The sequence below is a fragment of the Pseudoalteromonas maris genome, from assembly GCF_049257235.1.
In the GTDB taxonomy this organism is placed as follows: Bacteria; Pseudomonadota; Gammaproteobacteria; order Enterobacterales; family Alteromonadaceae; genus Pseudoalteromonas.
In genome coordinates, this window is the sequence record NZ_JBMMUF010000001.1 from 385,768 (window position 1) to 410,847 (window position 25,080).

27 protein-coding genes are annotated in these 25,080 nt (G+C 47.0%); 2 read left to right on the forward strand and 25 right to left on the reverse strand.

Annotated elements, in window-relative coordinates:
• Position 1 precedes the first annotated feature (1 nt).
• From AAEU32_RS01880 to ccmA, 3 genes are read right to left on the reverse strand one after another with little or no spacing between them, the layout of a single operon-like run.
• Positions 2-739: a heme ABC transporter permease gene (locus tag AAEU32_RS01880; protein ID WP_421968832.1), complete on the reverse strand. Its 738-nt coding sequence runs from the start codon at positions 737-739 to the stop codon at positions 2-4.
• Positions 739-1,425 (reverse strand): heme exporter protein CcmB, encoded by a 687-nt coding sequence (gene ccmB, locus AAEU32_RS01885; protein ID WP_421969044.1) that lies wholly within the window; start codon positions 1,423-1,425, stop codon positions 739-741. Before ccmB ends, AAEU32_RS01880 begins: the two co-directional genes overlap by 1 nt.
• Positions 1,425-2,045 (reverse strand): cytochrome c biogenesis heme-transporting ATPase CcmA, encoded by a 621-nt coding sequence (gene ccmA / locus AAEU32_RS01890; protein ID WP_421968833.1) that lies wholly within the window; start codon positions 2,043-2,045, stop codon positions 1,425-1,427. The genes ccmB and ccmA overlap by 1 nt, the downstream gene beginning before the upstream one ends.
• A 102-nt stretch (positions 2,046-2,147) precedes the next feature.
• On the opposite strand from ccmA, the gene fliK reads away from it, so the two are divergent.
• Together fliK and AAEU32_RS01900 are read left to right on the forward strand one after the other, a co-directional pair.
• Positions 2,148-4,523 carry a flagellar hook-length control protein FliK gene (gene fliK / locus AAEU32_RS01895; RefSeq protein WP_421968834.1) on the forward strand — a complete coding sequence of 792 codons (2,376 nt, stop codon included), beginning with the start codon at positions 2,148-2,150 and terminating at the stop codon, positions 4,521-4,523.
• Between the two features lie 2 nt (positions 4,524-4,525).
• Positions 4,526-4,831 (forward strand): EscU/YscU/HrcU family type III secretion system export apparatus switch protein, encoded by a 306-nt coding sequence (locus tag AAEU32_RS01900; protein ID WP_421968835.1) that lies wholly within the window; start codon positions 4,526-4,528, stop codon positions 4,829-4,831.
• Here the strand turns inward: AAEU32_RS01900 and AAEU32_RS01905 are convergent.
• The 22 genes from AAEU32_RS01905 to fliL all read right to left on the reverse strand — a co-directional run bounded on the left by AAEU32_RS01905 (position 4,828) and on the right by fliL (position 25,047).
• Positions 4,828-5,244: a DUF2802 domain-containing protein gene (locus AAEU32_RS01905; protein WP_421968836.1), complete on the reverse strand. Its 417-nt coding sequence runs from the start codon at positions 5,242-5,244 to the stop codon at positions 4,828-4,830. The two genes, AAEU32_RS01900 and AAEU32_RS01905, sit on opposite strands and share 4 nt — an antisense overlap.
• A gap of 3 nt (positions 5,245-5,247) precedes the next feature.
• Positions 5,248-5,742: a chemotaxis protein CheW gene (locus tag AAEU32_RS01910; protein ID WP_421968837.1), complete on the reverse strand. Its 495-nt coding sequence runs from the start codon at positions 5,740-5,742 to the stop codon at positions 5,248-5,250.
• Positions 5,743-5,798: 56 nt separating this feature from the next.
• Positions 5,799-6,584: a chemotaxis protein CheW gene (locus tag AAEU32_RS01915; RefSeq protein WP_421968838.1), complete on the reverse strand. Its 786-nt coding sequence runs from the start codon at positions 6,582-6,584 to the stop codon at positions 5,799-5,801.
• Entirely contained in the window at positions 6,581-7,366 is a 786-nt protein-coding gene (locus tag AAEU32_RS01920; RefSeq protein WP_421968839.1) for a ParA family protein, read from the reverse strand. Before AAEU32_RS01920 ends, AAEU32_RS01915 begins: the two co-directional genes overlap by 4 nt.
• Positions 7,363-8,337: an OmpA family protein gene (locus AAEU32_RS01925; protein ID WP_421968840.1), complete on the reverse strand. Its 975-nt coding sequence runs from the start codon at positions 8,335-8,337 to the stop codon at positions 7,363-7,365. The genes AAEU32_RS01920 and AAEU32_RS01925 overlap by 4 nt, the downstream gene beginning before the upstream one ends.
• A 3-nt stretch (positions 8,338-8,340) precedes the next feature.
• Entirely contained in the window at positions 8,341-9,105 is a 765-nt protein-coding gene (locus tag AAEU32_RS01930; RefSeq protein ID WP_421968841.1) for a flagellar motor protein, read from the reverse strand.
• Positions 9,098-10,225, reverse strand: a complete 1,128-nt coding sequence (locus AAEU32_RS01935) for a protein-glutamate methylesterase/protein-glutamine glutaminase (protein WP_421968842.1) — start codon at positions 10,223-10,225, stop codon at positions 9,098-9,100. The genes AAEU32_RS01930 and AAEU32_RS01935 overlap by 8 nt, the downstream gene beginning before the upstream one ends.
• 12 nt (positions 10,226-10,237) lie before the next feature.
• Positions 10,238-12,481, reverse strand: coding sequence for a chemotaxis protein CheA (locus tag AAEU32_RS01940; RefSeq protein ID WP_421968843.1), 2,244 nt, complete (start codon positions 12,479-12,481; stop codon positions 10,238-10,240).
• 15 nt (positions 12,482-12,496) lie between these two features.
• Positions 12,497-13,252 (reverse strand): protein phosphatase CheZ, encoded by a 756-nt coding sequence (locus AAEU32_RS01945; protein ID WP_421968844.1) that lies wholly within the window; start codon positions 13,250-13,252, stop codon positions 12,497-12,499.
• Between the two features lie 18 nt (positions 13,253-13,270).
• Entirely contained in the window at positions 13,271-13,654 is a 384-nt protein-coding gene (gene cheY, locus AAEU32_RS01950) for a chemotaxis response regulator CheY (protein WP_347391066.1), read from the reverse strand.
• 40 nt (positions 13,655-13,694) lie between these two features.
• Positions 13,695-14,417 (reverse strand): RNA polymerase sigma factor FliA, encoded by a 723-nt coding sequence (locus AAEU32_RS01955; protein ID WP_421968845.1) that lies wholly within the window; start codon positions 14,415-14,417, stop codon positions 13,695-13,697.
• 14 nt (positions 14,418-14,431) lie between these two features.
• On the reverse strand, positions 14,432-15,292 hold the full coding sequence (locus AAEU32_RS01960) for a MinD/ParA family protein (protein ID WP_421968846.1): 861 nt from the start codon (positions 15,290-15,292) through the stop codon (positions 14,432-14,434).
• Positions 15,285-16,802 (reverse strand): flagellar biosynthesis GTPase FlhF, encoded by a 1,518-nt coding sequence (flhF, locus tag AAEU32_RS01965; protein ID WP_421968847.1) that lies wholly within the window; start codon positions 16,800-16,802, stop codon positions 15,285-15,287. Before flhF ends, AAEU32_RS01960 begins: the two co-directional genes overlap by 8 nt.
• A gap of 76 nt (positions 16,803-16,878) precedes the next feature.
• Entirely contained in the window at positions 16,879-18,984 is a 2,106-nt protein-coding gene (gene flhA / locus AAEU32_RS01970) for a flagellar biosynthesis protein FlhA (protein WP_421968848.1), read from the reverse strand.
• A gap of 642 nt (positions 18,985-19,626) precedes the next feature.
• The gene (gene flhB, locus AAEU32_RS01975; protein ID WP_421968849.1) at positions 19,627-20,757 is read right to left on the reverse strand and encodes a flagellar biosynthesis protein FlhB; all 1,131 of its coding nucleotides are present in this window, start codon (positions 20,755-20,757) and stop codon (positions 19,627-19,629) included.
• A 9-nt stretch (positions 20,758-20,766) separates the two neighbouring features.
• Positions 20,767-21,546, reverse strand: coding sequence for a flagellar biosynthetic protein FliR (gene fliR, locus AAEU32_RS01980; protein ID WP_421968850.1), 780 nt, complete (start codon positions 21,544-21,546; stop codon positions 20,767-20,769).
• A gap of 2 nt (positions 21,547-21,548) precedes the next feature.
• Positions 21,549-21,818, reverse strand: a complete 270-nt coding sequence (gene fliQ / locus AAEU32_RS01985) for a flagellar biosynthesis protein FliQ (RefSeq protein ID WP_421968851.1) — start codon at positions 21,816-21,818, stop codon at positions 21,549-21,551.
• Between the two features lie 2 nt (positions 21,819-21,820).
• Positions 21,821-22,534, reverse strand: a complete 714-nt coding sequence (gene fliP, locus AAEU32_RS01990) for a flagellar type III secretion system pore protein FliP (RefSeq protein ID WP_421969045.1) — start codon at positions 22,532-22,534, stop codon at positions 21,821-21,823.
• Positions 22,535-22,568: 34 nt separating this feature from the next.
• A complete protein-coding gene (fliO, locus tag AAEU32_RS01995) occupies positions 22,569-22,970 on the reverse strand; it encodes a flagellar biosynthetic protein FliO (RefSeq protein WP_421968852.1) in 402 nt (133 codons plus the stop codon).
• On the reverse strand, positions 22,967-23,374 hold the full coding sequence (gene fliN, locus AAEU32_RS02000; protein ID WP_421968853.1) for a flagellar motor switch protein FliN: 408 nt from the start codon (positions 23,372-23,374) through the stop codon (positions 22,967-22,969). Before fliN ends, fliO begins: the two co-directional genes overlap by 4 nt.
• A 42-nt stretch (positions 23,375-23,416) precedes the next feature.
• Complete coding sequence (gene fliM, locus AAEU32_RS02005) at positions 23,417-24,508, reverse strand: flagellar motor switch protein FliM (protein ID WP_421968854.1); 1,092 nt, start codon at positions 24,506-24,508, stop codon at positions 23,417-23,419.
• Positions 24,509-24,519: 11 nt separating this feature from the next.
• The gene (fliL, locus tag AAEU32_RS02010) at positions 24,520-25,047 is read right to left on the reverse strand and encodes a flagellar basal body-associated protein FliL (protein WP_421968855.1); all 528 of its coding nucleotides are present in this window, start codon (positions 25,045-25,047) and stop codon (positions 24,520-24,522) included.
• Positions 25,048-25,080: the final 33 nt, after the last annotated feature.

A 25,080-nucleotide genomic window follows, 5' to 3' on the forward strand; every position in this document is an offset into this window, starting at 1 on the left:
TTTACTTACCTCCCGCCATTGCTTTTACCCAAGGACGATGCTGCTCGCTCTTTAGAATTTCAGTTTTCAGACGGATTAAGCTCACCGCCGCGACAAAACCAAGGAAGCCCGCAAGGTTAACCATCAAGGGCCAAAACATGCTTGAATCAATCGCTGAGGTATCAAATTTTGTGATAGTTGCGCCTTGATGAAGGGTATTCCACCACTCCACAGAGAAATGAATAATCGGCAAATTCACCACACCTACTAGAGCCAAAATAGATGCTGCTTTACCGCCAGCGCGTTTATCTTCAAAGGCGTGATACAGTGAAATCACACCCAAGTACAAAAACAATAGAATGAGCTCAGAAGTCAGACGCGCATCCCATACCCACCAAGCACCCCACATAGGTTTACCCCATGCAGCACCTGTTAACAGTGCGATCAGAGTCATAGCTGCGCCCACTGGAGCAATGGCTATTACGGCCAACTGGGCATTGCGAATTTGCCACACTAAGGCAACCAAGGCGGCAATAGCCATCGATGAGTATGCACCCATCGACCAAATCGCCGAAGGCACATGGATAAAGATGATGCGATAACTGTCTTTTTGTTGATAGTCTGCGGGCGCAAAAGCTAAACCCCAAACCCAACCAACAACAATACCAACAACGGCTACTACCGAAAAATACGGCAGCAGGGTGTTACACAACTGATAGGCTCTTTCGGCCTTTGCATAGGGATGTAACCACTTCCACATTAGTTAATACTCACTTTCAATGCTGATGAAACGGCAATAGGTGCAAGCACGCTGGCAACAGCCAAAAATGCACCTAAAATCGCAAGTTGTCCGCCGTACGCCAACGACATGCTGGCTGTATCAATTGCGGAGGTTGCAAAAATTAAAACGGGAATATAAAGCGGCAGAACCAAGAGGCTTAACAGCACTCCGCCTTTTTGCAATCCCACCGTCAGCCCAGCGCCAATAGCGCCAATCAGGCTTAGTAACGGCGTGCCAATGAGCAAGGTAAGCATCATGGCCGTCAAACTTTGCGATTGTAAATTCATTAATAGCGCAAACAGGGGCGCAAGGATCACCATAGGTAACCCAGTTATGGTCCAATGCGCTGCTATTTTTGCAGACACCGTCAATGACATAGGAAAAGGCGAGAGCATTAGCTGCTCTAAAGAGCCATCGAGGTAATCATCACGAAACATTTTATCTAGGCCGAGCATCGTCGCCAGCAAGGCTGCAACCCATATAATCCCCGGAGCCATTCGCGCCAGTAAATTGGGTTCAGGACCAATACCGAGAGGGAACAGCGTGATCACGATTAAAAAGAATAATAACGGATTGACGATGTCGCTTCTTTGGCGAAACGCTAAGCGCACATCTTTCTTATACACACTGGTCCACACCCGCCAGTAGGAGTTATTTTGCGCTATCAAATGCGATACTCCAGCTGCAATTTGCTGAGATTGTCGAAGTGGGTTGTCAAGTCTTGATGACTGGTAAGCAAAATCGCTCCGCCTTGAGCTAAGTGCTGGGCAAAGCGTTGCTGCAATAAGTTCACGCCTTTTTTATCTACCGCAGTAAAAGGTTCATCAAGGAGCCACAACGGCGCACGATTAAGCCACAAGCGCGCTAACGCGACACGACGTTGTTGCCCTGCAGAGAGTTGTCGAACAGGCACATCTTCAAGACCAACTAATCCCAAATTAGCCAACACATCGTACAAATCTACGTTGGCTTGTAGGCCGTGGGTTTCGAGCCAAAACTGACAATTTTCAAGAGCATTGAGCTGAGTGTTTACACCGGTTTTATGGCCAATGAACAACACGTCTTGCGCATATTCGTCATAATGGCGAGCAATACAGTGATTTTGATACTTTACTTGCCCTTGCATAGGCTCAGCGAAACCAGCCAAAATACGAAGCAACGAGGTTTTCCCCGCTCCGTTTGGACCCTCTAACTGCATGATCTCACCCGAATTTAATTCAAAACTCAGGTCTTCAAACAAACATCGCTCTTGCTTTATACAAGTGACTGCGTCAACGTGTAACACTAACAGGCATTCTCAATGCTTAAAATTGGGCGATAGTCTACCATAATGCTAAGCTAATGCGAAAAAATGCAGACAAAACTTTGATCTCATTCTGGGGGGTATATGTCGGGTCCGTTTGCCCCTATTACTAATCACACGACAGCGCAAACGGTGCAGTTGCAAATAAGCACATCCACCGATGCTTCTAAACAACTGGAACTTCCATCAGGCCAGCCCATTGCTGCGCGCAACATAACCCTAGGACATCACCAGCTGAGCATGGAAGTGAAAGTGCAAGGCCAGTGGCAAACGCTCTCAATCCCCATAAAAAGCCCAACTCCTTCTTTGATTGGCAGCCATATTGAACAGGCACAGGTGAGTTTTAAACATGATGGTACACTGACAATTAAACCAGAGGCCATACAATTACCCGTTGATAAACCACAGCAATTACTCAACTTACTGTCGTACCTGAGCAAACAAGGACAAATTAAAGGTGGCTCATCTGTGCAAAATGCACTGATGCAAAGTACCTCGGCGCAAGGCGCCCCAGTGCAAACCTTACAGCTCAAAGCGCTAAGCACTTCTGGGCAGTCTTTGTCACTGCCCGAGCTTAATGCCTCGGTTAAATTAGATAAAATCGCCGCACAATTAATTGCTCAAGGCGCACAAGTCAAAGCGGTCGAATTAACCATTTCTCAAGGGAAACTACAGACTCATTTACTGCTTAATGATAACGCTCGAACTGAGATTACTTTAACGCCTGCGAAACTAGCGCAGTTAGCTGCAAAATTGGCACCGCCAGCGCAAGTTACTCACTCAGGGCCACAAGCGATGGCACAGGTAACAGCGTTAACAAAGGGAAATTCGGGGCCAAGCCCACTGTTTAATATTAACCTCAGTCGCCCAGCTCTGGCCTTACTGGCAAATCAAGTTCGCCCTGCAAGTATCCACTTAACAAACAACACGCAATTGCAGCTCAATGTGGCCCCCGCTGATATCAAGGTGATAACTTTAAACACCAAGGTTAGCGCAGAAGCGCCTCCCATAGCGGCTCAGGATAAAGCGCCAAGCCTGCGCGCTGATGTAAATCAGCCCTCAACTGCCCCCACTCTCAGACAAAGCTCGAACACCCTGTGGCAGCGCGCACAACAGCACTTACAAGCATGGCAGCAAAGCATGACTGCACGCTTTGGCGGCGATAACACGCAGATTAAAGAATTTACACCACAGGCTATGCGGTTACTGCAAAGCCCAGCTAAAGCGTTGCTTACGCCACTATTGCATCCAACACCATTGAGAATGACCAGTGCAGCTGCGCAAAAAATGGCTCTTATTCAAGACAATGGCGCATCAAACTCGCAATTAAGGGGGCACAGCCCCACGCCTGTGCTGTCATTAATTGACAATATACCCAGCATAGTGCGCCAACGTGCGCCCTTGCTTGAGCTGACTGTACAAATGCAAAGCTTAATCAAAAGCACCGTCAAAGAGAGCGCCAGCCCAGTATTGGCAGTCAAGATGACTACGTTGGCGGCCACCTCGACCACGATAGCGCCGAGCAAGAGTGATTCATTGCCATTAACGTCACTCACCCCGCTGGCTTTGACCAACGAGCTTACCGCCAGATTGCAAAAACACATAGCACCAGCGCAACAACTCAGCCACAGCATTAATACGCTCGATAAACTCATAGCCAATGCACCACCTGAATTAAAAAATCTGGTTAATCAAGCGTTTTCTAGGCTCATCAGTGAACAAATACCAAGCACGGTGACATCCAATCAGGTGATAGCACAATTAAAACCGTGGCAGGTGCCGCACATACTTCATCAATCTAGTTTTGTTGGACAGCTTGATAATTTGGTCACTGCGCTCGCCAGTGCTCCCATTGTCACCGCGCACCCAGCGCTCTCACCCAGTGTGGCGCAAACAGCCCTATTACCGCTGATCAATTTACTGCTGGGCCAAGTCAGTTCTCCCCCTGCAGCAGAGCAATTTGTGCAACAATTGCAATCGCCCAGTGCCCAAGCACTGCTCAGCGAGCTAAGCTTTATTCAACAAAGTGTGACGCCGCAAGCAACCCAATCACAGGCCAGTGCGCAGCAAGACAACAACCCCTTAGTACAATTGTTTTTACCTATGCGGTTACCGCCAGAGGTGGGTCAGACGCATCTGAGCATTGGCCGCTACAAACAAAAGAGCAACAAGGGCGAAACGCAAGATGTGTGGTTTGTACGCATGCAATTTGATTACGCAGCACTAGGTGAACTCAGCGTGCAAGCGCACTTGTGTAAACAAAAGCTTAATTGTGAATTACGCGCAAGCTCGCAATCACTGGCGCAGCTTGCGCATCAACACAGTGAAGACTTGCGTCGTAACTTGCAAAAGCATGGCTTAGGAGTCGCGCCTATTCGAATCGAGCAGGTCAGTGAACAGCAAGCGCTACAATGGCAAAGCTTTTACAAGCGCCATAGTATCGTTAACGTCAAGGTGTAAACATGAGTGATAAATCACAACGCAGTGCTATAGGGCTCCTTTATGAAGCAGGGAGCGCGCCAACGGTCAGTGCTAAGGGCTTTGGTGAGCTTGCAGAGCATATTATTGCTGCAGCTCAAGAAAAAGGAATTTTAATTCACCAAGATGCTGATTTAGCGAAAACGCTAGAGGCCCTAGAGCAGGGGCAAGAAATCCCAAAAGAATTGTATTATGTAATTGCTGAGCTTATTGCTTTTTCTTACGTGTTAAGAGGAAAGTTTCCACCAGGATGGCAAAACTTTAGCAACAAGCTCAATATTAAGGCTTAGGACTTAGCATGTAGTGAGAACAGCAGCTCCGCCTCTGCCCGTGGCAGTTCACACTCTTGCATCACCTCTTCCATTGGCGCGCCGAGTTCGATCATTTTTACGGCGCGAGAGTATAAACGCGCTTGTGGGTCAGACTCGGCGATATTGTCCTGTAACTGCGCCAATTCATCGGTTTTGCCACGTAGTTGCTGCACATGCTTGGCAATATTTTCAAGAGCGCTGCGCACTTCAGCAACCTCAGCTCGCAGTATTTGGCTTTGGTCTTGGGTATGGTGAGCGTCAGTTAATTGTTTTTGCAGTTCATTATGGGCTTGGCTTAAGCGAGATAAACGCGCCCAAACAACGAATACCAAAACCGCGAGAAACAACACAATTCCCGCGGCAATCATTAAAACAGTATTTGCATCTTTCATGGTTTAGAGATTACTCAACTCGTCCCATTCTTCATCGTTCAAAAGTTTGTTGAGATCAACGAGGATCAGCAATTCACCGTCACGATTCGACACACCTTGGATAAACTTAGCGCTTTCTTCAGTGCCAATATTCGGCGCGCTGTCAATTTCTGAACTGCGCAAATATACAACCTCCGCGACCGAATCAACCAAGATACCAATAACTTGCTTTTCAGCTTCAATAATCACTATACGGGAGTTGTCTGTGACTTCAGCATCCACTAAACCGAATCGTGCCCGAGTGTCGATAACCGTCACTACGTTACCACGCAAGTTTATGATACCTAATACATAATTAGGCGCGCCTGGCACTGGGGCGATTTCGGTATAACGAAGTACCTCTTGAACCTGCATCACGTTGATGCCATAGGTTTCTTGCTCGAGTCGAAAGGTTACCCATTGCAATATTTCATCACTGCTGTCGACATCATGCGCTGATACTTTTCTCTCTTCGCTCATACTAAGCTCCATGTTACCGCCTTACATACGCGGTGGGTTGCAATATTGTTTATTTGTTACTGTGCTTGACTGTCAAAGCCCTGCTCTAGTAGCAGCTGTAAATTCTCTACATCTATCAAGGCACACATTTTGTCTTTAATAACGCCAGCAAGCCAGGGGCGCTTGCCATGGCTTTTACGCCATTTTACATCTTCACTCTTTAATGTGACGTTATTGATTAAGTTCTCGGCACTGAGCCCCCACTGGGATTCTCCGAGCATAATCACATACTTATAGTTTAATGCTTGTTCTAAATTTTTGTCATATTTTTCTGGCATTACCCAACGAGCAGTATCAACTAGGTGTATTTTTTCATCGCGATTCACCATCACACCTTTGAACCAAGCTGGCTTACCAAAGAGTTGATTCACCTCGCCAAGCTGATGAATACCGCCAAGGGATTTAAGTGGCACCGCCAAAGTAAGCCCAGCCACATCAAAGAACAAAGCCTGAAACTCACCTTCCATGTATTGCTCACGAGCCGCTTGTGGCGCCCTAAGAGGTTGTACAGGTGGCGGGGCACTTTGTACATTAACTTCTTGATCTTGTTGCGCTTCATCTTGAGATGTAGGCGCTTTGGTATCAACTTCAGGTTGTTGTTGCGGCGCAGGTTCTGGTTCTTTAACCTGTGCTAGTAACTGCTCTATCGGCTTATTTTTTAGGACAGTCGGCTTGTCTTCAACATGCGTTGCCACTGGGGTTACTTGTTTAGGTGTCGCGCTTGGGGCCTTTTGTGGCTGCTCGTCTTCGGTCAATAGTGCGTCTAAATATTGGCGCATCACTTTATCGTTAACGCCACTCATAGCTGCACACTCCGACCATTTTGCAAGTAATCGAGTAAGGCGCGATAGGCTTGAACGCCTCGTGACTTAGCACAGTGTTGACTCGGAACCTGTTGCGCTAAGCTGGCGTCTCGAAACTTGGTATCAATAGGAATAACCCCTGGCCAGACATTATTATGGTAGGTGGCTCGCAGCTTTTTGTAGGCCTCTAAAGACGCTTTAGTGCGCTTATCGTACATAGTCGCAACCACAGTATGCGTGTACGCATTGCCTTTGGTGCTTTGCTGCATCAACTCCATAGTGCGCATCATGCGATCTAACCCTTTGAGCGCCAAAAACTCAGTCTGTACGGGGATCAGAACTCGCTCACTCGCGGCTAACGCGTTCACCATAAGCACCCCAAGTACGGGGGGGCAGTCTAAAATGGCATAATCATAATAATCACTGATTTTAGCCAGAACCCTTTTGAGAATTAGGCCCATGCCGTTTTTATTTCCCATGCTCCTATCTAAGGTTGCAATAGACATGGTTGCAGGCAGGATATCAATATTGTCGACGCCACTTGGGCTAAATGCCTGTAAAATTTCTTCGGCTTGCATGTCTTTACCGCGGGTAAAAACATCGTACGCGCTTATTTCTACTTGCTCAGAGTCGATGCCAAAATAGTAAGTGAGTGATGCATGTGGGTCGGTATCAATTAGCAGCACACGTTTGCCTTGCTCGGCGAGTAGGCCACCTAATGTTACTGTGGTGGTGGTTTTGCCAACGCCCCCTTTTTGGTTGGCTACCGTCCAAACCTTCATTGCTCATTACCCTCACTGCGCGTAGTAATTCGTATGCCGCCATGGGGCAGCTGTATTATTTTTATAGTGTTATCTTCGCTCGGTATTTCTAGTTCAGGCTGTTTTGCCTGCTCTGGCTCTTGGCTCACCTGCTCTTGGCTTTGCTCAGGCTCTGGCAGCGCATACTTAGAAACCGCTATCACAACCTTACGGTTTTGCGCCCGCCCCTGTTCGGTCTCATTGTCACCAAAGGGCGTATACTGACCATACCCCTCAAGCGCCATGCGTGCTGGCGTGATGTCGTGAATCTGTAACTGCTTTACTACCTCGGCCGCACGCGCTGCAGAAAGTTGCCAGTTTGAACTGAATAACTCATTACGAATCGGCAAATTGTCAGTGTAGCCTCGAATCCGTAAATAATTACGCATAGGACGGATCACGTCGGCCACGCGCGCGATTACACCCTGCGCTTGGTTAGTCACAGTAGCACTGCCGCTTGGGAATAACATCCCAGAACTCATTTCGATAGTAAGCCAATCTTCATTAAGCTCTATCTGCGCATCACCTTGGCGAATTTCATTCAGTAACGCGCCTGTAAATTTATCCAATAAACTATCGAGTGGCTCACCCATTTGCTGCTGTGATACTAAGCTCATGTCGGTGTATTCAGGTAAGATTTTACTGCTTTGCGGCGACTCTGGTTGCACACTCTCGCCGTGGAGAACATCATCAGTAGGTGGTATAGGCATGGGCAATAAGCCGTCGGTAGAAACGTTATTACCATCATCGGCTTTGATGTTAGTGGCTTTATCAAAAATTTGTTCTAGGGTTTGCGAAAACACAGCAAATTGTTCGTCTTTATTATTGATAGCTATCGCGTACATGACTACAAAAAAGGCAAACATAATGGTCATATAGTCTGCATAAGACACTAACCAACGATGGGTATGTTGGGACTCCTTGGCATGACCTCTGCGATGACGTAGACGCATGGGTTAATACCCTGCGCTTACATGGCGCTCAGCTAGGTAAGCCTCTAATCGCAACTCAATATTGGCGGGTGACTCGCCAATTTGCATCGCCACGATCCCCTCTGCTACGAGTTCGTGATATTGCATTTTTTCTTCAATGATTTGCTTGAGCTTATTAGCCACCGGCAAAAACAATAAATTAGCAAAACCCACACCGTAAATCGTTGCCAAGAATGCGGTGGCTACGCCCACGCCAAGTTTCTCTGGTTCAGTAATGTACGCCATGGCTTGAATAAGTCCTAACACCGCCCCCAAAATACCTATGGTTGGCGAATAACCACCCATGGCCTCATAAACTCGGGCAGCGTCAAGTAAACGTTCACGCTCTAGCGTTAATTCAATGTCTAACGTATCGCGTAATCTATCTTCTTGCGAGCCGTCAATCAGCAGGCTTAGCCCTTTGGCGGCATATGGGTCCTCAACCGTGAGCGCTTGCTCTTCAAGGGCGAGGTAACCTTTTTGTCGCGCGGTACTGGTCCAAGATTTAATTTGCTCAATACCTGCTTGCATATCATATTGTGGTGGCCAAAATACCCACTTAAAAATCTCGAGCGCTTTTTTAAACGTAGGTAATTGCGATTGCAGCATTACGGCCCCTACTGTACCGCCAAGCACAATAACAAACGCCGGTCCATGCAGTAACCCTGAGATGACACCACCTTCTAGCGCGTAGCCGAAAATGATAGCGCCAAGTGCAACAATGAGACCTATCAGGGAGAGTTTATCCACGCATCACTTCCTTAACTAAGTGGTCAGCTACATCATCAAGCGCCACTTGATGGTCATGCAACCCTGCATTAGCAATTGCTTGTGGCATACCATATACAACACACGATTGCTCATCTTGAGCCCAGATCTTTGCCCCCTGTTGTTTGAGCATACGCGCACCTTCGCGGCCATCAGCGCCCATTCCGGTCAATACTACAGCCAACACATCTGCACCAAATTGTTTGGCACTGCTGGCAAAGGTAATATCTACACTCGGTTTATAGGTGGTGCGGGGGTTATCATCTACGAATACTTTTAAAGACGGTGATGCAGAACGACCATCAAACATCATTTGTTGACCACCGGGTGCAAGGTAGGCTACTCCTGGTCTGAGCTTATCTCCTTGCGCAGCCTCTTTGACCTCTATTTTGCACAGGTTATTTAAACGCTGAGCAAATGCTGGAGTGAATGCTGCCGGCATGTGCTGAATCAATAAAATAGGCAGTGGGAAGTCAGCTGGTAACTGGGTCAGTATTTTTTGTAGGGCAACAGGCCCACCTGTCGAGGTGCCTATAGCCACCAAACGGTATCGTTTCCCAGATGGGCGAAACTGACTCTTTGAGGATGTTGCCTCTGGCGCACTTTGAAATGCACTAGGTTTGCTGGGCGCACTTGTACTTGGAGTACCTAGTGGCTTAGCTGGCGTAAACGCAGTAGACACAGGACGACTCAAACGCGACATTCTTCTGCGCCCAAGCTCTTTGACCTTCTGTCTTAAAATCTCAATGGCATCTTGGTTATTGCGTGCGATGTCTTCAAATTTTTTAGGGAGAAAATCCAGCGCTCCAGCGTCAAGCGCATCGAGGGTTGCCGTTGCGCCATCACGGGTCAAAGACGAGAACATTAAAATCGGCGTTGGCGACTTAGCCATAATTTGTTTAACAGCCGAAATGCCATCAAGAATTGGCATTTCCACATCCATAGTGATCACATCAGGACGCAATGCTGCTGCCTTTTCTACAGCATCCTTGCCATTTACCGCAGTATCTATCACCTCAATTTGCGAGTCACCTTCTAATATTTCAGTGACTCGGCGGCGAAAGAAGCTGGAATCATCGACTATTAATACTTTTACAGCCATGCGTTACTCTATTTAATTTACATTCGAACGACCGGCATAGTGTTTTAACATGCTCGGAACATCCAAAATCAATGCGATACCACCGTCAGAGGTGATTGTAGCGCCCGCCATACCAGGCGTACCCTGAAGCAACGCATCCAATGGTTTAATAACAACCTCTTCTTGCCCGATGAGCGAGTCGACCACAAAACCTACTTGCTGGGTGCCGATTTGCACAATAACAACGTGGCCTTGCGCCTTGCGCTGAGTACGGTCCGCGCCTTTGATTAACCAGTGCTCGAGGTAGAACAGTGGCACGGCCTTTTGACGCACAATAATCGTTAACTGACCATCGACCACATTTGTTTTGGTCAAATCGAGGTGGAAAATTTCACTGACCGCAGCCAAAGGTAAGGCAAATGTTTGCTCGCCAATAACCACCATCAAGGTTGGCAAAATAGCGAGTGTTAATGGCACTTTGATATCCAAACGCGTGCCTTCGCCAAGCTGCGACTGAATGTTGATGGTGCCATTGAGCTGGCTGATCTTGGTTTTAACCACATCCATACCAACACCACGCCCAGAGATGTCTGAGATTTCCTCTTTAGTCGAAAAACCAGGGGCAAAAATCAGGTTATAAGCTTCAGTATCACTCAAACGCGCCGCTTGGTCGTGATCGATAACCCCTTTGCTAATAGCTATTTTCTTGAGTTTTTCAGCGTCCATACCGGCGCCGTCATCCTCAATACTCAGTAAAATATGATCACCTTGTTGTGATGCTGACAGTTTCACTAAACCGGTTCGTGACTTACCCGCTTGCTCACGTACATCAGGCATCTCAATACCGTGGTCAACAGAGTTTCGTACTAAGTGAACAAGTGGATCGGCCAGAGCTTCAACCAAGTTCTTATCAAGATCGGTCTCTTCACCTTCAAGTACGAGTGAAATGTCTTTTTGTAAGCTTCTAGCCAAATCACGGACCACGCGAGGGAAGCGACCAAACACTTTCTTGATTGGCTGCATGCGGGTAGCCATTACCGCACCTTGCAAGTCAGCAGTGACTACATCAAGATTTGAAATCGCCTTACCCATTTCTTCTGAACTGGTATTGTTCGCTAAAGTGACTAGGCGGTTACGCACTAGTACCAACTCACCCACCATATTCATGATCTGGTCGAGTCGTTTGGTATCAACACGAACTGTGGTTTCAGCTTGCGCAGCTGGGGCCGCTTTGGCAGGTGCCTTTTTAGCATCTGCTGCTTTATCACTGGCAGCAGGTGCGGGTTTTGGAGCTGGTGCTGGCGCTTTAGCTGCCGGTGCTGGCTTAGCTTGTTCAGGCGCTGAACTGGCAGCTTTGGGCGCTTCACTCGCTTGAGCTTGTTCATTACTCTCTATAACACTAGGGGCGTTGCCCTTTCCGTGCAGCTCATCGAGTAACGCGTCAAATTCATCTTCAGTGATTTCTTCATCACCACCGTCTGTATCTTTTGCTTGTGTACTCTGATCTGACGTCTCACTTGGGGCAGCAGGTGGAGCTGACTCTTGCTCTGAACTGATTGTCCCAAAGCTACCGGGGCCATGAAGCTCATCAAGAAGGGAGTCAAACTCATCATCGGTAATGTCATCATCTGAGCCACTGTCGTTACTTGACGGCGGAGCGTCTACTGATGGCCCTTTTCCTGCCCCGTGAAGCTCATCTAATAAATGCTCAAACTCTTCTTCGGTGATTTCATCTATGCCATCATCGCTCGTGTCACCGCTATCCATATCGAAAAGGATATCGTCGCCGAATCCCAAATCGACGTCATCATCTTCAGGAGGTGGAGGTGTTGCTTCAACCTCTTGAGGCTCACTTGCCGCAGGAGCAACAATTTGCTCCCCCGCAACTTCTGGCTCACTAAGTTGATGTAGTATTTCGAGTAGGTGTGGATCCGCAGGGTCTGGTTGCTCTCGCGCTTGAATGTGCGCGAACATTTCATTAATGGTGTCTAGCGCTTGAAGGATCACATCCATCAGCTCAGCAGTTACCTGTCTTTTGCCTTGGCGTAAAATATCAAAGACATTCTCAGCACCGTGACAGGCATCGACCAATTCGTTCATACCAAGAAAGCCCGCACCACCTTTCACGGTGTGGAACCCTCGGAATATAGCATTGAGCAAATCTTTGTCGTCTGGATTGTTTTCTAATTCAACCAGTTGTTCTGACAGCTGCTCTAATATTTCACCCGCTTCAACAAGGAAGTCTTGTAAAATATCTTCATCTACTTCAAAGCTCATGCAACCGCTCTCCTCTTAGAATCCCAGACTCGACAATAAATCATCGACTTCATCTTGCCCTGATACCACGTCATCTCGGGCTTCACTATCGATAATTGGCCCTTCAGCGCCTTCGCCTTCAACTGGGGTGGTTGGCTTGTTGCGCTCAGCAGTATTGACGTCAACGTCTTCGCCAGAAAATACCTTTAACATGTGGATAAGACTGTCTTCCACTTCGCGCACTAACTCCATTACGCGACGAATTACTTGGCCTGTAAGGTCTTGGTAGTCCTGCGCCATCAGTACGTTATTGAGTAAATCGTGCAACTCTAAGGTACTGGTTTGTGAGCGAGTCATGAAGCCATCGAGCAAATGGCATAATTGTTTAAACTCACCGATATCCAAATCGCGACGCATCAACTTATCCCAACTGGGCTTAATCTGATGCAGGTCGGTAGATAATTGCTCTGCGATAGGTAAGCTTGCTTCCACAGCGTCCATGGTTTTATTGGCTGCCTGCTCTGTCATCTCGATGACATAATTGAGGCGCTGCTTGGCATCAGGAATGGCTTCTTGAGTCAAATCATTGATACGCGTATCAAGTTGGAAATTTTTCAATGACTCATGCAACTGCCGAGTGAGTTTCCCCACTTCAGCAAACAGTTCAGACTGCTCCTTAGAAGCAGCATCAAGGATTAGCTGATCAGCTTTTTCCTGCTCACCTTGCTCAAGAAAAGTGACGAGCTGTTTAGCTTGCTCTAGGGTAATGTGAGGTGCAGCGGGAGCCGACATATACCTCTCCTTAAATGGTTAACCTAAACGCTCAAACACTTTATCCAGCTTGGTTTTCAATGTCGCTGCGGTAAATGGTTTTACGATGTATCCGTTTACGCCTGCCTGCGCAGCAGCAATGATCTGCTCCTTTTTCGCTTCAGCAGTTACCATCAACACAGGAATATGTTTTAGGTTATCATCAGCACGAATAGCGCGTAATAGGTCAATCCCCTGCATACCTGGCATGTTCCAGTCAGTTACCACAAAATCAAACTCTTGATTTTGCAACATAGGTAACGCTGTACTGCCATCATCAGCTTCTTGTACGTTTGTGAAACCTAAATCACGTAAAAGGTTTTTGATGATTCTTCTCATCGTTGAAAAGTCATCAACCACAAGAATTTTCATGTTCTTATCCAAAGTATCCTCCAGTGAGGTATGAACCTATTTTTATTTACTACTAATTGACCCAGTCACTGACTTTCGCTTTGAGCTTAATCATTGCCTGACCATGTATCTGACTTACACGGGACTCACTTACGTCCAGTATTTGTCCTATTTCTTTTAAATTCATTTCATCGTTGTAATACAGCGACAGCACGAGCGCATCACGTTCAGGTAGCGACTTAATCGCATCAACAAGGGCGGCATTAAAACGTTCCCCCTGAACACTGTTAAATGGCTTCGTTGCATCAGATTGGTCACTGTGAGTGTGAATAACGTCCTCATCCACACCCAAATCCTCAATGCCCAACACTTTTGAACAATTTACATCGTTTAAAATATGATGGTATTCATCAAGGGAAATATCAAGTTTTTCAGCTACTTCAATGTCTTTAGGTTCACGTCCTAATAGCCCTTCGAGCTCGTTGATAGCGTGTGCCACAGCACGGCTATTGCGATGCACAGAACGCGGCGCCCAATCACCACGGCGTATCTCATCAAGCATCGCGCCACGAATGCGAATACCAGCAAAGGTCTCAAAGCTGGCGCCTTTTGTTGCATCAAACGTTTTTGACGCTTCGATCAGGCCTATCATTCCAGATTGGATTAAATCATCCAGTTGCACACTGGCAGGTAAGCGCGCTAGCAAGTGGCACGCAACGCGTTTGACCAACGCCGCATGACGCTCGACAAGAGAGTTAAGCTGTTGTTGCTGCTGATACCCGGCGACTCTATTCATACTGGAATTAACCGTTAGTTATTAACTAATTTCTCAATAAAGAACTCGAGATGACCCGATGGCTGATTTGGAATGGGCCACTTCAGTGCTTTTGTTGCCAAGTTTTTGAGGGCGACTGATGCTGGCGAGTTGGGGAAAAAGTCCACCACGGCTTTTTGACGACGCGTCGCCTTACGCATGTTTTCATCGTAGGGCACAGTTGCCACCAGCTCGAGGGCCACATCTAAAAATCGATCGGTTACTTTGGACAGCTTCGCAAATAAGTCCTGCCCTTCACGAAGGCTGCGAACCATATTGGCAACTATCTTAAATTTGTACACACCGTGTTCTCGGCTTAGCACTTTAATAAGGGCGTAAGCATCGGTGATTGATGTTGGCTCATCACACACGACGACTAGCACATCTTGCGAGGCACGTGAGAAGCTCAGTACCATGTCAGATATACCCGCTGCGGTATCTACCACTAATACATCGAAGTCACTATCAAGTTCGCTGAATGCGCGAATAAGGCCTGCATGTTCCGCAGGCGTCAGCTCAACCATACTTTGTGAGCCTGAGGTCGCAGGGGCAATTTGGATCCCCGCAGGGCCTGTGACCAAGATATCTCTTAAATCACACTCGCCGCTTAATACATGAGAAAGGTTCTTTTCCACGCGAAGACCAAGCATAACGTCGCAGTTTGCCAGCCCCAAGTCAGCATCGAGCACTAACACGCGCTTTCCTTGCTGCCCCATGGCAATGGCCAAGTTGAGCGAGACATTGGTTTTGCCCACGCCACCTTTACCCCCGGTGACTGCAATTACTTTTACGCCTTGACTGTTATTTTGATTCATTCTTCGAAGGCCGCTTGCTTGATCGTGTACTGTGTTAATCATACATTCCTACTGCTTGTGGCGCCACTGACTGACGCCCCATTGGAGCCGCTGTTTGTTTTGATTTTTGACGTTTAATAAACAATTGCTCAGCTTTTCTAACCATTTTTTCTGAGTTTGCTACGCGAATATCCTCTGGAACGCGCTGGCCGTTAGTAAGATACCCTATTGGCAAGCGATTTTGAATCGCTACACTAATAATCTCACCTAAACTTAGACTTTCATCAAGTTTGGTGAAAATACAACCACTTAAGTCAACTTTTTTGAAGTGCTTAATAGTCTCTTGCAACACTTCATGTTGGGCTGTGGCACTGAGTACTAAATAACTGCGAATATCGGCTGATGCACTGCGCATTAGCGTGTTCAATTGTTCGCTTAAACGTAAATCACGTTGGCTCATACCTGCTGTGTCAATTAATACTAGACGCTTATTACGAAGTTGATAAAGCGTATCAGCAAGTTCATTGGCATCTTTCACCTGTTTTACTGGACAACCGATAATACGACCGTATGTTGCAAGCTGCTCGTAGGCCCCAATACGATAGGTGTCAGTGGTGATCAACGCGACATTATTAGCACCGTATTTTTGCGCACCAAGTGCCGCCAGTTTGGCAACCGTCGTGGTTTTGCCCACACCAGTTGGACCCACTAATGCGTAAACACCACCATGGCGCAGAATTTCATTGTTCGTGGTGTGCATTTGCTTATGCATCATCTCCATTACCACATGCCACGCTTCTTTGCGCGACAAGTCGTCGGGCACATAACGCACCAATTGCTCCGCAACATCCGCATTAATACCCATACCTTGAAGGCGATCAATAAAGCAGGCGCGAGTTGGGTCGCGTCGCGCACGGTCTTGCTGAATTAAGCCTGACACTTGGTTCTCAAGCAGCTGACGAATCGCATTCATCTCTTCGCGCATCACCATCATTTCATCATGCTGTTCTTGGCGCGCTAAAGGGGCTTTTGCTTGAGCGGTAAAATCGTCAAAATCATCACCATCTAGGTCATCATCAAGATGGGTATTCACAGGTGCACTGTGCATTGCTGGTTGTGACATAGGAGCCGAAGCCCTAGAAGGCGCCGCAACCTGCTGCGCAGCAGTGTGATGGTTACCATCACCATGTGTGCGAGTTGCTGCTGTTAAGTCGATGCCTGATTGCGAAAACATATCTGCCAATGCGGCATTTTTAGGCTGAGGGTTTTGACGCTCCAGTAGGGCTTGCAATGAGTCTGCGACACTACTTTGTTGGTCTTGCGGCTGTGGGCGCGCAAAACGTGTTTGCGGCTGAACCACACGACTTGGGTGTTGCACACTTGTTTTGGCTGCTGGAGCATTGCTCTGAGGTGCCTTAGGTGCCGCTGGACGTTCATGATCAATGGCCGCGACAATCTCAACGCCATCCGCCAATTTTTTGTTCGACATGATGACTGCATCAGCGCCAAGCTCATCTTTAACTTCTTTGAGCGCTGTGCGCATGTCTTTTGCAAAAAAACGTTTGATTTTCATAAGTTCACCCTCTGCCAATCGGCACCTTACCAACTAGCTATTCATCGTGGTTTAGCCCTTAGGCATCACCGTTTGTTTATTGCTGTCCTACGGAGCTAACTATCTTAATTTGACGCTCATCTGGTACTTCTTGGTAAGACATTACCTTCAAGCCTGGAATGGTGTATTTAACAAAGCGTGATAACACCGTTCTAAGCATTCCCGAGGTCAATAAAATTGAAGGTTCACCAATCATTTCTTGATTTTGGTGAGCTTCGCTAAGTGACGCTTGTAGTCGCTCAGCTAAGCCCGGCTCGATGCCTGCACCTTCGTCTCCCGCGTTCTGAAGTGACTGATGCAACATCTGTTCCAACTCAGGCGCCAATGTTATGACAGGAATTTCAGGGCTTGCGCCGACCGCATCTTGAACAATTAAGCGGCGCAGAGAAATACGCACTGCGGCTGTGAGTACATCAGGATCTTGGCTACGTGGACCATACTCCACGAGAGTTTGTACAATAGTACGCATATCACGAATTGCGACACCTTCATTGAGTAAGTTTTGCAGCACTTTAACGACGGTCGTCAATGGCAAGACATCTGGTACAAGTCCTTCCACTAAGCGTGGATGGCTCTTACCAAGCATATCTAGCAAACTTTGTACTTCTTCATGCCCAAGTAACAAGGACGCATTATTGGTGAGTAATTGGCTAATATGCGTAGCCACAACGGTAGCTGCATCAACTACGGTATACCCTAATGATTGCGCTTCATCTTTTTGATCTGGCTTAATCCATACAGCATCCAAGCCAAAGGCCGGATCCTTGGTTGCAACGCCATTGATAGGGCCAAATACTTGACCCGGATTGATAGCGAGCTCATCGCCATGACTCAATTCACCGTCGCCACTGCCCACGCCCATCAAAGTGATGCGATAGGCATTAGGGTCTAATTCTAAGTTGTCTCGAATATGTACAGGAGGTACTAAGAAACCAAACTCTTGGGATAGTTTTTTACGCACCCCTTTGATACGGCTCAGTAATTCCCCACCTTGTGCTTGGTCAACAAGTGGGATTAAACGATAGCCAACCTCTAAGCCGATGACGTCAACTTGTTGGACATCATCCCAGCCCAATTCACGAGGTTCATCTCGGGTTGCTACGTTAGTTCCAGTACCTTGTTTCGCATCCTCTTGCTCTTGTTCTTTGGCTAAACGTGCTTGTTTTTGTGAGTAGTAAGCAACGAAACCCAGCAATGCGCCAAGGCCAAGGAAAGCAATATGCGGCATACCTGGAACAAGACCCATGGTGATCAAAATACCCGACGCAACCCACAGGGCTTTATCGTTTCCTAGCTGGGCTTTAACTTGCTCACCCATGTTTTGCGATTCGTTTTGTCGGGTGACTACAATTGCGGTGCCGATAGACAGAAGCAATGACGGTAGTTGAGCAACGAGGCCATCACCTATGGTTAGCAAGGTGTAGACTTCCATAGCTTGGGAAAATGGCAGGTCATGTTGGATCATGCCAACAAATAAACCACCGACGATGTTAATTACCAAGATCACGATACCCGCTATCGCATCGCCTTTAACGAATTTACTGGCACCGTCCATCGAGCCATAAAAATCTGCTTCGCGTGTGACTTCTTCACGGCGCTCTCGCGCTTGCTCTGCACTGATAAATCCAGCATTCAAATCAGCATCAATAGCCATTTGTTTACCTGGCATCGCATCCAACGTAAAACGTGCTGATACTTCAGAGATACGTCCAGCACCTTTGGTGATAACCACGAAGTTAATGATGATCAAAATTAGGAATACGACCAGACCAACTGCATAGTTGCCGCCGATCACCACAGAACCGAATGCTTCAATTACTTTACCCGCTGCATCACCACCTTGGTGACCTTCAAGCAATACCACCCGGGTACTGGCAACGTTGAGAGCCAAGCGCATGATAGTTGCAACCAACAGCACCGCGGGGAACATGCCGAACTCCAGCGGCTTCATGGTATAGACCGTTACGAGTAATACCACTAGCGCAAGGGCGATGTTGAATGAAAACAAGATATCGAGCAAAAACGGTGGCATCGGCAACACCACCATCGCCAGCGCAGCAAGCACTAATAACGGCGTACCAACCCCTTTGGCATACTCTTTTCTATCTCGGTTAAGCTGGGTTAAAACGGCCTTGAAATCCATAAAATGCGATCAGCAAAAAATTGACACTGATGCTGATTCTGCAAAGACTAGGCCAGCTTTGACTGGCCATTCTTTAGAGCATTCACATTGCGCGATTTTTGAACTTATTACCTAGGGTCTGTTGACCTTTGCTGTGTGTTTTTGCAGCTGTCATTGGGGCATTTTGGCAAGGCAGAGCCTGCGTCGCATAGTCATTCTATGTAAGTCAGGCGATAACGCCGAAAAAATCCCCCAATGGCGCTGCCCAAAGGGTTCAACCAAAGGCTTACACTGCTCTGTCATGGGCTATTAACATAGCTCACTATGCAACATAACCCATTCCTTGCATTGAAAGCCTTTGATTTGAACAAAATTCATACTTCAAAGGTCAACAGACCCTAGTATTGTTGACCTTTGCTGTGTGTTTTTGCAGCTGTCATTGGGGCATTTTGGCAAGGCAGAGCCTGCGTCGCATAGTCATTCTATGTAAGTCAGGCGATAACGCCGAAAAAATCCCCCAATGGCGCTGCCCAAAGGGTTCAACCAAAGGCTTGCACTGCTCTGTCATGGGCTATTAACATAGCTCACTATGCAACATAACCCATTCCTTGCATTGAAAGCCTTTGATTTGAACAAAATTCATACTTCAAAGGTCAACAAACCCTAGTATTTATAATCGTCTGGGATAGGAAGACTATCGCTGAGTTTGGTAGGTCGTTTACCACGCCCTTTTTGGAAGCGCTTAAGTTGATACACATAGGCAAGCACTTGCGCTACTGCAGTAAACAATTGCTCTGGTATTTGCTCACCCACTTCGGTGGTGTGGAAAAGCGCACGGGTGAGCATCGGCGACTCAACAATGGGAACATCATTGCCCTTGGCAATTTTTCGTATTTGCAGAGCGAGTTCATCACCACCTTTAGCGACCATAATGGGGGCACCCGCTTTGTCGGTGTCGTATTTTAGCGCCACGGAGTAGTGTGTCGGGTTGGTAACCACCACGTCTGCATCGGGCACTTCTTGCATCATGCGTCGCTGCGACATTTCACGTTGTGTGCGACGAATACGCGCCTTAATTTGCGGATCACCTTCAGCGTTTTTGTACTCATCTTTGACTTCTTGCAGGGTCATTTTCAGCTGCTTGTGATGGGTGTGACTTTGATAAGGGACGTCAATCGCTGAGACCACAAGCATGGTGCAGCTTAATGCTAAAAACATCCAAGAGATAATCTCTAATGCATGTGCAATATTACCCGGCATGGTCTCAATACTCAGATGCAAAATCTCATAAAAATACATTTTTATAAGAAATACCGCACAAGCAGCGACCAAGGAAAACTTTAAAAGTGCTTTGACTAATTCCACCGCAGCTTGCGGCCCAAGCATACGTTTGAGCCCTTTTGCAGGTGACAATTTACTCGCTTTAGGCGCCATTGCTTGCCAAGAGAAGTTAAAGCCCCCAAGCATGGTATTGCCGATAAAGGCCGCGAAAATAATCACCAAGACAAACATCCCTAGGGGGTATATCAGAGAATCCCCTACCGCTCCCCAAGCCGCAAACATTTTGGTGGTGTCATAGGTTTCATTGCGACTGAGACTCAGCATGCGCTCCATGATAGTGTATAAACCATGGCCGATATCTGGGCCATAAATTAATATAGACACCGCAGACATGATCAACACAAACGTAGTGCCCAACTCTTTAGAGCGGGCTATTTGCCCCTTTTTCTTCGCCTCTTGCAGCTTTTTGGGCGTGGGTTCTTCGGTACGTTCTTGACCTGAATCTTCTGCCATAACAAGTCCTTACGGAGCACAACCGACCATAGAGCACATTAACTCAACCATGCGTAACCATTGTGCCTCAAATTGTGCCATGAAATTACCTAACGTAGCCCAAATGATGGTTAAACCCGATACCAGTGTAAATGGGAAACCGATTGAGAAAATATTCAGTTGTGGCGACGCTCGCGTCATTACCCCAAAGGATAAATTGATCACCAACATTGCAGTTAAAGGAGCCAGTGCCAACACCAGCGCCGATGCAAACATCCAACCACCCCAATTGACTATGTCCCAATAGTGATCAACCGCCCACCACGAGCCATCAATGGGCACCGCAATAAAGCTGTGCACTATCATTTGGATCATCATCAAATGACCGTTAAGTACAAAAAACAATATAGTCGTCAATATCAAGTAAAACTGACCAACGGCGGGCACATTCAGACCATTACTTGGGTCAACAACCGAGGCAAAACCCAAGCCTGTTTGCATCGCTAATATTTGCCCTGCAATGATAAAGGTATTAAGTAACAACAGTGACGCAAAGCCCATGGCAACACCTATTAGAAGCTGTTGCACCACGACGAGGATCATTTCAAAGGAAAACAAATTGGTAAATTGCACAGGGGGTAATACGGGGACTGCCACCATAACAATAACCAGTCCCAAACCAAGTTTGACTCGAGACGGAACATTCCTAGCACCAATCCCCGCCATTACCATCAACATAGCAAGCACACGAATAAGTGGTAGTAGGTAATCACTTAGCCATTGTAATATGGTAGTAAAAGGGTATTCCATCACTACCCCGCTATTTCGGGGATCGACATTACCAAGCGGTTGAAAAAGTCCATCAACTCCTGTGTGAACCAGTGTCCACCAATAATCAGTACAGTCAAAGTTATTAACAGGCGAGGTAAAAAACTCAAGGTTTGTTCATTGATAGATGTTGCGGCCTGAAACACCGCGACCACAAGACCAACAATAAGACCTGGAACGATAATCGCCGCAACGAGTTTGATTACCAAAAACAAGGCATCACTGAGAATATCGACGAAAATTCCCGGTTCCATAGTTAAGTCCCCAAGCCAAAACTGCGTGCCAATGTCCCCATCACCAAAGACCAGCCATCGACCAGAACAAACAGCATGATTTTAAATGGTAACGATACAATCATGGGCGAGAGCATCATCATACCCATGGCCATCAGGACACTGGCCACCACCAAATCCACTATCAAAAATGGAATAAAGAACATGAAACCGATAATGAAAGCCGTTTGCAGCTCGCTAGTAACAAAAGCTGGGATCACTACAATCAGCGGCGTATCTTCAGGTGAGTCTAATTGCTCATAACCTGCTATTTTTGCGAATGTCTCTAGATCACTGATGCGGGTTTGCGAGAGCATGAATGCTTTCATTGGTTGCTTTGCCGCTTCAAGCGCTTCCATGGATGTCATGCGCTCATCCAAATAAGGCGCGATTGCTTGGTCATGCACTTGATTATAGATTGGCGCCATAATGAAAATACTCAAAAACAGCGACATTCCCAGTAACACCTGATTGGACGGTGTTTGTTGTAAACCAATCGCTTGGCGCAAAATAGCCAATACCACAATAATGCGGGTAAATGAGGTCATCATAATCACAGCGGCTGGAATAAAACTCAGCGCCGTCATGATGGCTAATACTTGTAAAGTAACGGAATAATCTTGGCTGCCATCGGCATTGGTTGTCACGGTAATTGCGGGCATTCCTTGCTCTGCAAATACGGATGGGCTAAGGAGCATAGCGCAAAAAAGTATTAGCCAATATTTCATAATCTTAGGTCTTATTTTTAGTATTAAGTATGTGGCTCAGTTGTTTCGCCAAGGGCGTCATTTCACGCTCTGACAAAGGTTTTTCTAGCTCATATAAGTAATTAATAGCATTGGGTGTTACACCCAACAAATGCTGCTTGTTATCAATTTCTACCACTAATAAGCGCTCTTTGGTACCTAAAGCCAACGTACGAACGACTTTGAAGTCGGCAGAAGCGGTCATATTTGGGTTCAAACGCTTAACAAAAAAGGCCAAAATCAAGATGGTGATCACCACCAAGGCCAAAGACATCAGCATGGAAAGTAGGTCTAGATTTAATCCAGTCCCAGTTTGCGCCGTCCCCGTATTGGCACACCCCCACAGCGGGAGCATTGCAATCATTAACAAGATAACAGCGCGGCTCATCGTAGCTTCTTGATACGCTCTACTTGGCTAATAACGTCCGTTAAACGTATGCCAAATTTGTCGTTCACTACAACCACTTCGCCATGGGCAATCAAGGTGCCGTTGACTAATACATCCAGTGGCTCACCAGCAACGCGGTCAAGCTCAACCACTGAACCTTGGTTTAGCTGTAATAAATTACGGATATTAATTTTCGAGCGGCCCACTTCCATCGAAATGGTCACTGGAATATCTAATATGGTATCTAGCTTGCGCTTTTCTTCTGCCGTTACTGGTTTGTCACCAGCAGATAGCTCATCCAGCTCAGCAACTTGTGCATCATCGCCTTGTTCGCCACCTTCGCCTTCTTCAGCTTCGGCTAGGGCTGCTGCCCATTCGTCCATGGTATCTTGATCATCGCTCATTACATACAACCTCTGTTGCTACGCATAATCACTATGCGCTATTTACCAATCTAAATCGACCCCTTCACTTAAGTGAAGATCATCTTCTAGTTCTGCCAGTTCGGCATCTGAATCGAGCTTTTTGCCGCCTTTAGTGAAGACATGCAGCTCTGATTTGACCGACTCAGGGCGTTTAATTTTTTCTCTAATTTGCAGTGCAACCATATCGCGTGAGCGTCCCATCTTCGCTCGGAATGTGGGCAACTCTTCAACAAATACAGTTATGTGCTCTGGCATTTCCACTGGGATAACATCACCCGCTTTGAGCTCCATGACTTGCTCCAGTGACAGCTCAACGTCGAGTAAACGCGTTGACAACTCCACTTCCACATCCATGATTTCATCACGCAGCGCTTTAGACCAACGCAAGTCGGTGTCTTCAGTATCTGATTGCACACCTGCGTCAAGCAATTCACGGATAGGTTCAAGCATCGAATACGGCAAGGCAATGTGGAAATCGCCACCGCCACCGTCTAGCTCAATATGGAACGAGCTAATTACCACGACTTCGGTCGGGCTTACGATGTTTGCCATCGCTGGGTTTACTTCTGAATCTAGGTATTCAAAAGACACATCCATAACCGGGGCCCATGCTTCTTTGTAATCTTCAAAGATTATTTTCAACAGCATTTGCACGATACGACGCTCAGTCGGCGTAAATTCACGGCCTTCGATTTTGGCGTGATAACGACCATCACCACCAAAAAAGTTATCCACTAAGATAAAAACTAAACGCGCTTCCATGGTGATAAGCCCGGTGCCCTTAAGAGGACGAAAACGCACCATGTTCAAACTGGTTGGTACAAATAAGGTGTGGATATATTCACCGAATTTGATCATTTGCACGCCATTAATCGACACTTCAGCAGTGCGGCGCATCATGTTGAACAAACTGATACGCATGTGCCGTGCAAAACGCTCGTTAACAATCTCAAGGGTTGGCATACGACCGCGCACAATGCGGTCTTGCGAAGAGAAGTCATATTGCAGAGCGTTCTCACCAGAACCGCCGCCTTCGCTAACATCTTCTTCTTCGACTTCATCTACACCGTGTAAGAGGGCATCGATTTCGTCTTGAGATAATAAGTCACTCACGCTTCACCTCGTTACTGCATTACAAAGCCGGTAAACAGAACTCGCTCAACTACTTTTGAGTTCTCTACGCCTTCTAATGCTTCTTGAACCTTTGTCACGGCCTTATCACGCAATGACTCTTTGCCTGCAGCAGTACTTAGCTCATCGGCATTGGTGCCAGCAAACACACTCAGTAAGGTACTTTCAATTAACGGAATGTGCTTTTTAGCCGCTTCCTCATTACCTTCGCCGCGAACAAGTAATTGCACTTTGATTTGCACCACGCGGTCACGCGCGGCTCCTGGCACGTTAAATACAAACGGCCTTGGCATCGCAACATACAGCGCACTGCCTAGGTCAGCTGAGGCCACAGGCCCTTGCCCACCTGTCGCACCCGCTTCTTGGTCTAAGGTTGCAGGAACAGGCTCATCTCCGCCAGCAAACATAAAATAGCCACCAGCACCGGCCACCAACAACACCACAACGGCAATAATGATAATGAGCTTTTTCTTAGAACCACCTTCTTCAATTTGAAGATCGGCTTTATTGTCTTCGGCCATGGGCTGCCTCAAATAAACGTATTTAAAATGTAT